The sequence below is a fragment of the Thalassospira sp. MBR-102 genome (assembly GCF_040549275.1).
Taxonomy (GTDB): domain Bacteria; phylum Pseudomonadota; class Alphaproteobacteria; order Rhodospirillales; family Thalassospiraceae; genus Thalassospira; species Thalassospira xiamenensis.
Window position 1 is genome coordinate 149,912 of record NZ_JBEPTC010000004.1, and the last position, 12,099, is coordinate 162,010.

The 12,099-nt window shown below is 53.3% G+C and carries 11 protein-coding genes and 2 tRNA genes; 5 read left to right on the forward strand and 8 right to left on the reverse strand.

Annotated elements, in window-relative coordinates; translation table 11 throughout:
- Positions 1–20: 20 nt before the first annotated feature.
- The 5 genes from hisD to ABIE64_RS09515 form a co-directional block, all read right to left on the reverse strand.
- The gene (gene hisD, locus ABIE64_RS09495; RefSeq protein WP_354377262.1) at positions 21–1,316 is read right to left on the reverse strand and encodes a histidinol dehydrogenase; all 1,296 of its coding nucleotides are present in this window, start codon (positions 1,314–1,316) and stop codon (positions 21–23) included.
- Positions 1,306–1,965, reverse strand: coding sequence for an ATP phosphoribosyltransferase (gene hisG / locus ABIE64_RS09500; RefSeq protein WP_354377263.1), 660 nt, complete (start codon positions 1,963–1,965; stop codon positions 1,306–1,308). Before hisG ends, hisD begins: the two co-directional genes overlap by 11 nt.
- A gap of 74 nt (positions 1,966–2,039) precedes the next feature.
- Positions 2,040–3,332: a UDP-N-acetylglucosamine 1-carboxyvinyltransferase gene (gene murA, locus ABIE64_RS09505; RefSeq protein ID WP_007092065.1), complete on the reverse strand. Its 1,293-nt coding sequence runs from the start codon at positions 3,330–3,332 to the stop codon at positions 2,040–2,042.
- Between the two features lie 82 nt (positions 3,333–3,414).
- Complete coding sequence (gene dcd / locus ABIE64_RS09510) at positions 3,415–3,969, reverse strand: dCTP deaminase (RefSeq protein ID WP_354377264.1); 555 nt, start codon at positions 3,967–3,969, stop codon at positions 3,415–3,417.
- Between the two features lie 142 nt (positions 3,970–4,111).
- The gene (locus ABIE64_RS09515; protein WP_007092067.1) at positions 4,112–4,294 is read right to left on the reverse strand and encodes a hypothetical protein; all 183 of its coding nucleotides are present in this window, start codon (positions 4,292–4,294) and stop codon (positions 4,112–4,114) included.
- A gap of 177 nt (positions 4,295–4,471) precedes the next feature.
- On the opposite strand from ABIE64_RS09515, the gene ABIE64_RS09520 reads away from it, so the two are divergent.
- The 3 genes from ABIE64_RS09520 to ABIE64_RS09530 all read left to right on the forward strand — a co-directional run bounded on the left by ABIE64_RS09520 (position 4,472) and on the right by ABIE64_RS09530 (position 5,691).
- Positions 4,472–4,546: transfer RNA gene (locus tag ABIE64_RS09520), tRNA-Thr, on the forward strand.
- Between the two features lie 27 nt (positions 4,547–4,573).
- Positions 4,574–4,648: transfer RNA gene (locus tag ABIE64_RS09525), tRNA-Thr, on the forward strand.
- Positions 4,649–4,872: 224 nt separating this feature from the next.
- Positions 4,873–5,691, forward strand: coding sequence for a hypothetical protein (locus ABIE64_RS09530; RefSeq protein ID WP_354377265.1), 819 nt, complete (start codon positions 4,873–4,875; stop codon positions 5,689–5,691).
- Positions 5,692–5,801: 110 nt separating this feature from the next.
- Here the strand turns inward: ABIE64_RS09530 and ABIE64_RS09535 are convergent, their stop codons facing one another.
- Together ABIE64_RS09535 and ABIE64_RS09540 are read right to left on the reverse strand one after the other, a co-directional pair.
- Complete coding sequence (locus tag ABIE64_RS09535; protein WP_354377266.1) at positions 5,802–7,085, reverse strand: oligosaccharide flippase family protein; 1,284 nt, start codon at positions 7,083–7,085, stop codon at positions 5,802–5,804.
- Between the two features lie 6 nt (positions 7,086–7,091).
- Positions 7,092–8,123: an NAD-dependent epimerase gene (locus ABIE64_RS09540; RefSeq protein ID WP_354377267.1), complete on the reverse strand. Its 1,032-nt coding sequence runs from the start codon at positions 8,121–8,123 to the stop codon at positions 7,092–7,094.
- Positions 8,124–8,335: 212 nt separating this feature from the next.
- Here ABIE64_RS09540 and ABIE64_RS09545 point away from each other — a divergent pair, with 212 nt between their 5' ends.
- Both ABIE64_RS09545 and ABIE64_RS09550 read left to right on the forward strand, forming a co-directional pair.
- Positions 8,336–9,067: a putative metalloprotease CJM1_0395 family protein gene (locus ABIE64_RS09545; protein ID WP_354377268.1), complete on the forward strand. Its 732-nt coding sequence runs from the start codon at positions 8,336–8,338 to the stop codon at positions 9,065–9,067.
- 285 nt (positions 9,068–9,352) lie between these two features.
- Positions 9,353–10,006 carry a response regulator gene (locus tag ABIE64_RS09550; RefSeq protein ID WP_007092070.1) on the forward strand — a complete coding sequence of 218 codons (654 nt, stop codon included), beginning with the start codon at positions 9,353–9,355 and terminating at the stop codon, positions 10,004–10,006.
- A 60-nt stretch (positions 10,007–10,066) separates the two neighbouring features.
- Here the strand turns inward: ABIE64_RS09550 and ABIE64_RS09555 are convergent, their stop codons facing one another.
- On the reverse strand, positions 10,067–12,025 hold the full coding sequence (locus ABIE64_RS09555) for a response regulator (RefSeq protein WP_139328265.1): 1,959 nt from the start codon (positions 12,023–12,025) through the stop codon (positions 10,067–10,069).
- Positions 12,026–12,099 lie beyond the last annotated feature (74 nt).

Consider the following 12,099-nt stretch of genomic DNA (forward strand, 5'->3'; position numbering starts at 1 on the left):
CGGCGCTGCACTGCAACAGCTTACATGCGGTTGGACCGGATCGCCACAGAAAGTCCGTGTGCCTGCAAACCTTCGCTTTCGGCCAGTGCAATCGCCGCCGGGCCGATCTTGGCCAGACTTTCAGGCGTGCATTTGATCAATGACGACCGCTTGATGAAATCAAGCACACCCAGACCCGACGAGAAACGCGCCGAACGGGCGGTTGGCAGAACATGGTTCGGCCCGGCAACATAATCGCCAATCGCCTCGGGCGTGTAACGGCCCAGGAAAATGGCACCGGCATGGTGAATGTCTTCGGCAAGTGCGTCCGGGTCATCCACAGCCAGTTCAAGATGTTCCGGTGCGATCCGGTCAACCAAAGCCGCAGCCTGCGTCAGATTTTCGACCAAGACAATTGCACCAAAGTCGCGCCAGCTTGCCCCGGCGATTTCAGCACGCGGCAGTTTTTCAAGATGGGCATCAATGGCGTCCTGAACGCGATCAGCAAAATCCGCATCATCGGTAATCAGGATCGACTGCGCGACCGGATCATGTTCGGCCTGCGACAGAAGATCGGCCGCGACCCAGCTCGGATCATTGCTGCCATCGGCAACAACAAGGATTTCCGACGGGCCAGCAATCATGTCAATCCCGACCTGCCCGAAAACGCGACGCTTTGCGGCCGCGACAAAGGCATTGCCCGGACCAACGATCTTGTCGACCGGCTTGATGGTTTGCGTCCCATAGGCCAATGCGGCAATCGCCTGCGCCCCGCCGATACGGTAAATTTCATCCACCCCGGCAATCCATGCGGCGGCCAGAACCAGCGGGTTCATTTTATTGTCGGGGGTGGGGACGACCATCACCAGACGTTCCACACCGGCAACCTTGGCCGGAATGGCGTTCATCAGCACCGAAGACGGATAGGATGCCAGCCCACCGGGCACATAAAGCCCGGCAGCCGATACCGGACGCCAGCGCCAACCGAGTTCGACCCCGGTTGCATCGGTATAACGTTCATCAGACGGCATTTGCCGGTCATGGTAGGAACGAATGCGTTCAGCGGCCAGTTTCAGCGATTTCAGAAGATCCGCATCGATTGCGGCAATCGCAGCATCGACTTCGTCCTTTGTCACAATCATACCGGCGGCATCAATATTCAGGCGGTCAAACTTGTTGGTGTAATCACACACCGCTTCGTCACCGCGCGCACGGACATCGGCAATGATATCGGCAACCGCGGCATCAACATCGGCGTCCGATTCCCGCTTCATGCCAAGCAGTTTGACAAAGCCTTCTTCGAAATCGGCATCGGTGATCGAAAGTTTAATCGGCATTGCGCACCTCGGAGAAACGGTCAATCCAGGGCTGAACTTCGGTCGGGCGGGTTTTAAGTGCCGCCCGGTTGACGATCAGGCGCGAGGTGACATCGGCAATATGTTCGATTTCGCGAAGCCCGTTGGCCTTAAGCGTATTACCGGTCGACACAAGGTCAACGATACGACGGCACAGGCCAAGGGTTGGTGCCAGTTCCATCGCCCCGTTCAGCTTGATGCATTCGGCCTGAACCCCGCGCGCGGCAAAATGATTGCGGGTGACATTGGGATATTTGGTGGCAACACGGACATGCGACCAGCGCGACGGATCATCGCCATCGATCATTTCTTCGGGTTCGGCCACGGCAAGGCGGCAATGCCCGATATCGAGATCAAGCGGGGCATAAATTTCGGAATAATCGAATTCCATCAGGACGTCATTGCCGCAGACACCGATATGCGCCGCCCCAAAGGCAACAAATGTTGCAACGTCAAAGCTGCGCACACGGATGATATCGATATGCGGATGATTGGTGGCGAAACGCAGGGCCCGGGATTTCGGATCGTCAAATGCTGCTTCCGGTTCGATCCCGGCGGCACGCACCAGCGGCATTACCTCGTCTAGAATGCGCCCCTTTGGCAGGGCCAGCACCAGCTTTTCGTCACTCATCAATCAGTCGCCTTACGCGTTTATCTGTCTGTCCCGGCCTGCTGGCCGATAGCCCATGTCATTATGCAGGGTAATTATGCAGGAACACGGACACGTTCGATCTGCGCCCCGCAGGCGCCAAGTTTTTCTTCCAGCCGCTCATAACCGCGGTCCAGATGATAGACACGGTTAATAATCGTCTCGCCCTCGGCTGCCAAGCCTGCAAGTACCATCGATACCGATGCACGCAGATCGGTCGCCATGACTTCGGCCCCCGACAGTTTGGCACTGCCGCGCACGATGGCGGATCGGCCATGCACATTGACATCAGCGCCCATGCGGCTCAGTTCCGGGACATGCATGAAACGGTTTTCAAAAATCGTTTCGGTGATCATGGATGCGCCATTGGCGACTGCCATCAGGGCCATGAATTGCGCCTGCATGTCGGTCGGGAAGCCGGGATAGGGTTCGGTCATGACGTCAACGCCCTTTAGGGCAGCGCGATTGCCGCGCACGATCATGCCGTCTTTGGTTTCCTCGATCTCGACACCGGCCTTGCGCATCGACACGATCAGGCTTTCGATCAGTTCGGCCTTTGTTCCGACCAGCTCGATCTCGCCCCCGGTAATGGCGGCGGCAATGGCATAGGTACCGGTTTCAATGCGGTCCGGCACGACGGAATGTTCCGCACCATGCAGGCGCGGCTTGCCGGTGACTTTGAGCGTATCGGTGCCGATACCTTCGATCTCGGCCCCCATCGCGACAAGGCAATGGGCCAGATCGGTGACTTCGGGTTCGCGGGCCGCATTGGCGATTGTGACCACACCATCGGCAAGGGACGCCGCCATCAGGGCGTTTTCGGTCGCGCCAACCGATACCTGCGGGAACAGGATATGCCCGCCCTTGAGCCCTTCGGGGGCGCGGGCTTCGATATAGCCCTCGGTCAGGTGGATTTCAGCACCCATGGCTTCAAGCGCCTTCAGATGCAGGTCAACCGGACGGTTGCCAATCGCACAGCCACCGGGCAGCGACACACGTGCCACACCACACCGCGCCACCAGCGGCCCCAGCACCAGAACCGATGCCCGCATTTTGCGGACCAGATCATAGGGTGCGGTTGTCGATGCGATTTCCCTGGCCGTCATTTCCAGAACCCGACCGGTATGGCCGCCATTGGGCGCATGGCCGTTCAGATGCAACGCGACACCATGCTGCCCCAACAGGTTGGCCATCGATGTGATATCGGCCAGATGCGGCAGGTTGGAAAGGGTCAGCGTCTCATCGGTCAGAAGGGCTGCTGCCATTAGCGGAAGGGCCGCATTCTTGGCACCGCCAATTGCAATTTTGCCCTGCAAGCGGCGACCGCCGGAAATCTTGATCTTGTCCATTCAATCCTCGTATGACCATGCCGATTGCGACATGGCGGTTACTCGTGTCTTTGGCGATGCCGCCTTTATGCCATTGCCTTTATCACAGGCGCGGCAGCGTGACACCTTTTTGGCCCATATATTTTCCTGCGCGATCCGCATAGGAGGTATCGCATTCGCTGTCGGCTTTCAGGAAAATGAACTGGCAGGCACCTTCGTTGGCGTAAATGCGGGCCGGAAGCGGCGTGGTATTGGAAAATTCAAGGGTGACGTGCCCTTCCCATTCCGGTTCCAGCGGCGTGACATTGACGATGATGCCGCACCGCGCATAGGTCGACTTGCCAAGGCAGATCACCAGCGTATCGCGCGGGATACGGAAATATTCGACCGTGCGCGCCAGGGCGAAACTGTTGGGCGGGATCACGCAGACATCGGTCTGGCGATTGACGAACCCTGCATCGGAAAATTCCTTGGGATCGACAATGGCCGAGTCGACATTGGTGAAAATCTTGAATTCGTCGGCAACCCGGGCATCATAGCCATAGGAACTGACCCCGTAGGAAATCACGCCATCGCGCCGGAAACCGTCGACAAACGGTTCGATCATGCCTTTTTCCTGCGCCATCTGGCGTATCCAGTGATCCGGTCTTACCGACATATCGCCACCCCTGTTGTGCAAATTGGCATTGTGCCTTTGGTTTTACCCGCGCGGGGCATGCAAGATCAACCGGACGATGCGGGCGACGGGGCCAATTTGGTATTTTTCTTGAAATGGGGCTTCGAAACCGGTGGGAAGCGGACTAATCCTTGTCCGAACCGTCCGAACCGCTGCCCTGTTCGTCCGCCTTGGTATTCTGATCCACCGTCTTGCGCGAACGCTGCTGCTGCTTTCGGCGCGCCAGATTGGCACGCAGCGCTTCGGCTTCGCGTTTTTTGCGTTCTTCGTTGGTCGCGGGATATTGCTTGCTTTGCTGTGCTGTCATCTTGCCAATACGTTTCTGGTTCCAAAGGTCCGGCTTTTATAGAATATTCCGAGGCAGAATGCAGCCTTGACCAACAAAATTGCACCATCCGACCAAGATCAAAAATCTTCGCATAATTCGGGCTTGACCAATTGCCAGCCAGTGGCCTATAACCCGCCCGCACCGCAAGGGCTCGATGCTGCTGTAGCTCAGGGGTAGAGCACTCCCTTGGTAAGGGAGAGGCCGGGAGTTCAAATCTCCCCAGCAGCACCATTGCCCGACGATCAGCCTTTTTAAAGGGCTGCTGTAGCTCAGGGGTAGAGCACTCCCTTGGTAAGGGAGAGGCCGGGAGTTCAAATCTCCCCAGCAGCACCATTTTCAGCCAAACATTTCCTATCGGGTTCGAGCAACGCGCACATTGACTGCGCGATGGCGCTTTTTGCCGTCCAAGATGCATTTTCTGCCTATTCCTTTGATGTGGGCGGCACTCTTTTGCATAGCGACGGGTCAAATCCCCCTCTTCGAATGGCAACTTCTGCGTGTAAATCCCGGCATATTAATTGCTTGGATTGTTTCCTCAATTGCATGGGGAACGCATCATGACCATCCTGACAAACACATATAGTGCCAGCTCCGCAAATGCTGCCTATGCGTCTTCGACGCAATCTTCAAACGGGTCGCATCCGACCTTTAGCGAGGAAATGTATTCCGATCCGGAAATGCGCCCTTATCTAGAACAATATTACGAGAAGGCCTATGCGCCAATGCGCGAGCGCATCGCGGCGATGCGCGAGGACGGATATACGCCCAAACCCATCCAGACCGAAGACGGTGGCATTGCGCAGGAAATTTCGGCGGATCAATATGAAGCCATGATACCGGATTTCGACAAATGGCTTGAAGGTCAGAAAACCATCATTCCGGGGATTCGTGACTCTGTCGACATATTCCGCGAAGGTGCGCAAAGGCATGTTGATTATCTGGAAAAAAATCATCCGGACAGTCAATCGGACGTCCGGGCCGTGTTTTCCAATGGTGATCAGATTCTGGGATATCTTTATGAAAACGGGGGAATGGTGACGCACGATAGAGGCAGCCATCTGCGGACATATAGCGATCAGGCAGACAAGCTGGGTTTGAGAGGCCAGGCGCGTGTTGATTACATCGCCGATGCCGTATCGCGCGATTATTCCAGCATCGATGTTTCGCGCTATGACGACCAGAACGCACCGACACGGCGTGAATTTTCAGAACGCTGGTATCCGGATCACGATGTCGACCAAGCATACCAAGCCAACCTGCAAGAGGCACGATCACAGCTTGCGGCGGCAGAGGAACGCTATCGCCAACAGCAGAGCAACATCACCGAGATGCATGGCTATCTTCTTGGCCTGATGGAACAGGAACATTTCAGCTGATTACTTCGGAAACTTTTACTCATAAAGTATCAGGTCCGACCCGATAATCGGCCAACGCCAGCTTCAAACTATATCACTTATAAAGCACGTTCGAGTGATATAAAGACACGTTATCTCTGAAGCAAAAAGCGTAAAGAAAAAATCGTCGTATCAATACCCAGAGCTTTATAGCAAATAACGGCAAGCAGAAGAGGGTAACCTGCTGTAGAAATGGCAGCGACCAAAACGCCCCCAGAGATTCCATACACAGTCATAGAAATCAATAATCCACATAAGACAAGGCAAGTCCAAAGCATCATAATTCGTGAAGTTACCTTATGGAGACCGGATATATTCAGAAGAGAAATACTAGGACCAGCAGCAACATGAACAACATATGCACAGAGCATTATTCGTAAAAAGGGAACTGCTTTAAGATAATCCGCTCCGAATGCAGAAAGAAGAACAGGTGAGAATAAGTATAAAACAATACAAACTGGAGCCGCAATAAACATAGAAAAAGCCATCGCCCTTGTAACAATTGACTGAACTTCCATTTTATCGCCAACAATTATCGCGCGAGATAAAAAAGGTGTAATTATTGAATTTACAGCGGTTAGAGCAAATGACACGAGCATTGCCAACCTACTAACTGCACCAATCTCTCCCGCGTCAAATGCAGATAAAACAATCCCAGCTATAATTACAGGTGATTGATTAATTAAAGATATCGAAATATTTGAGAAGACAACGCTCGCACCAACATTCAACCACAGTCGAATATCTTTAACTCCAATTCTGGATTCAAAATTCCAATCAACATACCTCTTCTTAATGATGACAATGAAAGCAAAAAAATTAGAAAAAATTAGAGCAACCGCATAAGAAAAAACAATAGAAAGGAGGCTTACCGTCTCCATGCGGGCAAAGAGAAAAACTGATATACAAATAGAAAAAATCAAAGGCCGAACAATTGCCTCTGGCATCACAGCGATAGAAACGTTTTCATTCGCTCGAATGATTCCTTGGGAGACGACTAAAACAACTGAAAGCGGCAGGCATACTCCTGTAGAAATCCCGATTCCCCAATCGTATCCTCTAAAGTTGACGAGTAAAACTGCCAGCCCGAGCCCACCCAAAAGTGAAATTGAACCAGAGAAAAACAAAACAAAGCGCTGTATTCTACCTACAAGGCTTCCCCTCCCCTCACTCCGATATACTGGCAAAAACCTTACAATGGCAGCATCCATACCAAATGTCGCAACAGGTGTTGCGGCAACAATCAATCCAAGTATGACACTGAAAAAGCCAAATATCTCCTTTCCACCATAGCGAGAAATGAGCAAACTGATGAGAAACATCATGCCCGCAGAAAAGGCATTGGCAAAAAGAACAAAAATTGCAGCAAATTTCAATTCAGGTTACTCGTAAAAGAATCGGAACCACTCGACAAACTTACCAATCCCCGTTTCAATCGAGGTTTCCGGCTTGAAGCCGACGGCATCGGTCAGGGCATCGACATCGGCATAGGTCGCCGGAACGTCGCCGGCCTGCATCGGCAGCATGTTTTTCTCAGCCGTCTTGCCCAGTGCCTTTTCGAGCGTTTCGATCATGTGCATCAGTTCTACCGGACTGTTGTTGCCGATATTGAACACGCGATACGGGGCAGAACTGGTTGCCGGGTCCGGCTTGGCCGGGTTCCAGTCGGGATTGGGGGATGCGATGGTTGAAATGCAGCGATGAACACCTTCGACGATATCGTCGATATAGGTGAAGTCGCGGCGCATTTTTCCTTCGTTAAAGACGTCAATCGGTCGTCCTTCCAGAATAGCCTTGGTAAACAGGAACAAGGCCATATCAGGCCGCCCCCAAGGACCATAAACCGTAAAGAAACGAAGGCCCGTGGTCGGCAAGCGGTAAAGGTGGCTGTAGGTATGCGCCATCAGTTCGTTGGCTTTTTTCGATGCGGCATAAAGACTGATCGGGTGATCGACATTGTGATGCACCGAAAACGGCATTTCGGTATTCATGCCGTAAACCGAACTGCTTGAAGCATAGACCAGATGCTTCACACCGTTATGACGGCAACCTTCAAGGATATTGGTAAAACCGACAAGGTTGGCGTCAATATAGGCATGCGGGTTTTCAAGCGAATAGCGAACGCCAGCCTGGGCCGCAAGGTTGACGACATAGGTCGGCTTTTCGGTTGCGAACAGATCAGCAATACCATCGCGATCTTCCAGATTCATGCGAACAAATTTGAAACCGCCCCGCCCTTCAAGCCGTGCAAGCCGGGCTTCTTTCAGCGTGACATCATAATAATCGTTGACGTTATCAAGCCCGATTACGGTGCTGCCCTGATCCAGCAGCTTCTGGCAAAGATGCGATCCGATAAAACCGGCAGCCCCGGTAACCAGAACCGTTTCATTTGCGGGAATGACAAAGTCGGACATCACGATCAGTTTTCCTGTCTTGAAAGGCTATTGCCCAAGAATTGGGGGCATCCAAAATCCAGACTTTCCTGTAACAGCCTATAGTTTGGCACGCAAGACAGCATGCTTCATGCAAGGCACCAAAGGTATAGACACCGGGCGAGACTCCTGCGAATTTTCCTGCTATCCTTAGGTATCGATTTTGTATCGCCACGGAAAACCATTTCGATCCGATGATTACGACCGGTCAAACCATAACGAACCCCGCTGGTGGTGGATTGGGCATTGTCCTGAATGTCAGGCAGATTGCGCAAACCGCTGATGGCAGTGTTTTGGCCGAATACGAAGCGATAGAAGTTAAGTCTGGCGAGAAGTCAGGGCTGTCGCAAGGACCTTATGGTATTGGAGGCGAAGCAGGCACCGGACTTCGCACCCGAATTGTAGACCCCAGAACGCTGACCGAAGCACAGGCCGTTGCCAATGGCGCCAGCCGAAGCGAGTATCGCGAAGCCCTTGAAGCAAGCGACAACAAGGCGGACAGCAATAATTCCGGCGCAAAAACTTCTGGTGAGCTGAGTGCGACGGAAAAAGCCGACATATCGCGATTGCAAGCCCGCGATTCTGCCGTAAAGCAGGAAGAAAAAGCGCATGCTGCCGCGGCAGGGCCTTATGGATCTGCCCCGCAATATGAATACCAGATCGGACCAGACGGAAAGGCATATGCCATTGGTGGACATGTTGATGTCGGAGTCAGCCTTTCGGGTAGCGCAGAAGATAAGGAACGCGCGCTTGCGACCCTTCAGAATGCAGCGCTTGCTCCCAACGCACCATCAGGCGCGGATATGGCGGCATTCCGACAGGCAAGCCTGCAACGTGTAACGATTGGTGGCGATCAGCCAAAACCGATCCCGGGTTACGGACAACCGCAGAACGACGCGAACGACATTTTTTCGATTTATGCCTGATTAAAGAATCCAGACACCTTAGAATCCGGTCAGTTTCACTATGCAATATGCGACAGTATTTTCATCATCCTTAAACAAATACTATCCTCACGGATAATTCCACCCCCTTAAATCCATCCTGCAGTTTGACAGGACATCAGAATTATTTAATGCTGCGCTCGCGTCCGGGGGGACGCGAAATTTGGAAGATGACAACTTTGCGTGTTTCCGTATGTTTGGGTGCGGGACGCGATACCGGTACCGCCTTTTGCGGGAGACGGCTAAAAACGGGTACGGCACAATAACATGAACATCCTGCTAGCGGACGACCATGACCTCGTTAGAGACGGGATCACATCCTTTCTGAAAACGGCGGCGCCAGAAGTCGAAATTGCCCAGGCAAAAGACTTTGCCGAAGCACTTTCCATCGTCGATGGCGATACGCCGGTCGAACTGACGATCCTAGATCTCAACATGCCGGGCATGAACGGGCTTTCGGGCCTGACCGTAATGCGGCAGAAACATCCGGAAATTCCGGTCGTCATTTTGTCGGGATCGGTCAAACGCAGCGATGTGCTCAATGCACTTGAACATGGTGCGTCGGGCTATTTGCCCAAAACCCTGTCTGGCAAGTCGCTGATCAATGCGCTCCGCCTGATCATGTCAGGGGAAAAATACATTCCCTCGGCACTTCTGGAAGATGATGGCAGCAACACGCGTCCGGGTGAAATTGATCTGGATGGGCTTGCTCCTGACAATCCCCTGCGTCAACTGACCAATCGGGAACGTGAAGTTCTGGCCCTGCTGACCAAAGGTCTGTCCAACAAGGAAATCGCCAAACAGCTTACGGTCCGCGAAATCACGGTGAAGGTTCACCTGACCGGCATTTTCAAAAAGCTTGGTGCCGCGAACCGTACACAGGCAGTTAAAATAGCCATGCAGCTTGGCTGGGAAGCCTGATTTTCCCACATAAAGCCGAAGCTTTCAAAACCCGGCCCCTTGGCCGGGTTTTTTTGTATTTCAGCCGGCAACGACTTCGGAAATTTCATCAAGCGTTGCCAGAAGCTCTTTTAAATCAAGCGGCTTTGCCATCACCATGACCGGCGCATCATCCCCATCCTCTGTCGGTCTGTCGGCATCCCCCGGATGACCGGTCATAACGATCACCGGCAAAGCGGGATTGCGTGAACGCAGTTCCCGAACCAGACTATTGCCATCCATCTGTGGCATCCGGATATCGGTGATCAGAATGTCGGGCTGCACAACACCGGCCAGAGCAAGCGCATCTTCGCCGTCGCTTGCCGCCGAAACAGAGAATCCCTGCGCTTCGAGATAGGCTGCGATGATCTCCATCGCATCAATTTCATCATCGACAACCATGATCCGCAAATCGCGCGACCTTGCCTCCGGAACTTTTTCCTGCTGAGGCAATAACGGGGCATCATCAGACGGGTCATTCTCATCCCCCTGCGTTTCGCCGATATGCGTCGCAGGCAGAACAATCTCGAAACAGGCACCGTCTCCTTCATTGCGAACATCAATATGCCCGCCCATTCCCTCGACGATGCCATAGCTTACCGAAAGGCCAAGCCCCGTTCCCTTTCCGACATCCTTGGTCGTAAAGAACGGATGGAAAATAAGGCCAATGGCGTCCTCGGGGATGCCGCCGCCATTGTCATTAATCGCAATTCGAAGCACTTCCTGATCGGGATCAAGCATGGCTGTTAATCGAATGAGCCCGCCAATCCCGCCGGTATCATCGCCGTTTTCCGTGATTGCATCACGCGCATTGGTCAACATATTGACCAGAACCTGTTCAAGCTGGACCTGTCGCCCAAGCACCTGGCAACTTTGTGCGGATGGTACGACATCCACCACGATCCCCGCCAAACGGCAATCATGCTCGATCATGTCCACCGCACGGGTGACCGCGCGCATCGGATCGAAAAGCTCGAAATCATCCTCGTCTGGCCGACTGTATATCTGCAAATGTCGAATAATTTCGGCCATACGCTGGGTTTGCCCGCTGATCAGGGACAATCGCTCTCTCTGGAAAGAGGGCTGGACCTTTTCAAGTTCATATTGAAGCGCGCAGGTATCAGCCGCCATCCGAATGACATTAAGCGGCTGGTTCATTTCATGGGCGACGGATGCAGCCATTTCGCCAAGGGTCGCCAGCTTGGAAGTCTGAACCAGTTGCCGTTCGATTTTGCGCTTTTCCGTCACATCCTCGGCCAGCATCAGCATGGCTGGCGCGCCTTCGTGGGTGAAGGCGATGGCGGATACTTCAAGCTCGACATTCTCGCCGTCGCCCCGTCGGCAGATGATGACAAAATCCGCCCGCCCCGTATAACCGCCAGCGTAACGGGCAATATATTCGCTCATGATTTCGCGGCTGTCGGGATGGACCATCTCCATGAAGCTGCGCCCGACCAGTTCGGAACTGTCGTTCCCATGCAGAATGGCAACGCCCTGCTGGTTGATATAGGTAATTTCCTCACCGCTCAGCACCGAAATCAGTTCCGGTGCCAGTTCCACCAGCTTGCGATACCGTTCTTCGCTTTCCTTCAAAGCCTGCTCGGCACGCGACCGTTCAATCGCATAACGGATGGATCGGCGAATGGTCCTGCCGTCGGGGAATTCTTTGGTCAGATAATCTTCTGCGCCGTGCTGAAGGGCTTCAAAGGCAAGTTCCTCGTCCTTGTGCCCGGTCAGGACAACAACCGGTGCGCTATGCGCACAACCGCGAATTCGGCGGATGGTCTCAACCCCCGATGAATCGGGCAGCGTCAAATCCAGCAGGACAACATCAAACTGTCCATCCGGTGACGGATCATTCAGAAGGGCCATGGCCGAAGCAAGATCGGACCGATGTTCGATACCGAATTGCTCACCGGTTTCCTCCAGCAATGTTTTTACAAGAAACGCATCGCCGGGATTATCTTCGACCAGAAGGATGCGAAACCGGTTTTCGGTCATATGGCACGGCCCATTCATTTCAGAATTTCAGGATTGGCAGCTCGGATCAGACTGATTCTGCATATATTTGCCTC

Bases quoted from the DNA above. Each gene is read 5' to 3' on its own strand.
- hisG (WP_354377263.1), bottom strand. From the start codon at position 1,965: ATGAGTGACGAAAAGCTGGTGCTGGCCCTGCCAAAGGGGCGCATTCTA.
- ABIE64_RS09515 (WP_007092067.1), bottom strand. From the start codon at position 4,294: ATGACAGCACAGCAAAGCAAGCAATATCCCGCGACCAACGAAGAACGC.
- murA (WP_007092065.1), bottom strand. From the start codon at position 3,332: ATGGACAAGATCAAGATTTCCGGCGGTCGCCGCTTGCAGGGCAAAATT.
- dcd (WP_354377264.1), bottom strand. From the start codon at position 3,969: ATGTCGGTAAGACCGGATCACTGGATACGCCAGATGGCGCAGGAAAAA.
- ABIE64_RS09550 (WP_007092070.1), top strand. From the start codon at position 9,353: ATGAACATCCTGCTAGCGGACGACCATGACCTCGTTAGAGACGGGATC.
- ABIE64_RS09555 (WP_139328265.1), bottom strand. From the start codon at position 12,025: ATGACCGAAAACCGGTTTCGCATCCTTCTGGTCGAAGATAATCCCGGC.
- ABIE64_RS09540 (WP_354377267.1), bottom strand. From the start codon at position 8,123: ATGTCCGACTTTGTCATTCCCGCAAATGAAACGGTTCTGGTTACCGGG.
- ABIE64_RS09530 (WP_354377265.1), top strand. From the start codon at position 4,873: ATGACCATCCTGACAAACACATATAGTGCCAGCTCCGCAAATGCTGCC.
- hisD (WP_354377262.1), bottom strand. From the start codon at position 1,316: ATGCCGATTAAACTTTCGATCACCGATGCCGATTTCGAAGAAGGCTTT.
- ABIE64_RS09545 (WP_354377268.1), top strand. From the start codon at position 8,336: ATGATTACGACCGGTCAAACCATAACGAACCCCGCTGGTGGTGGATTG.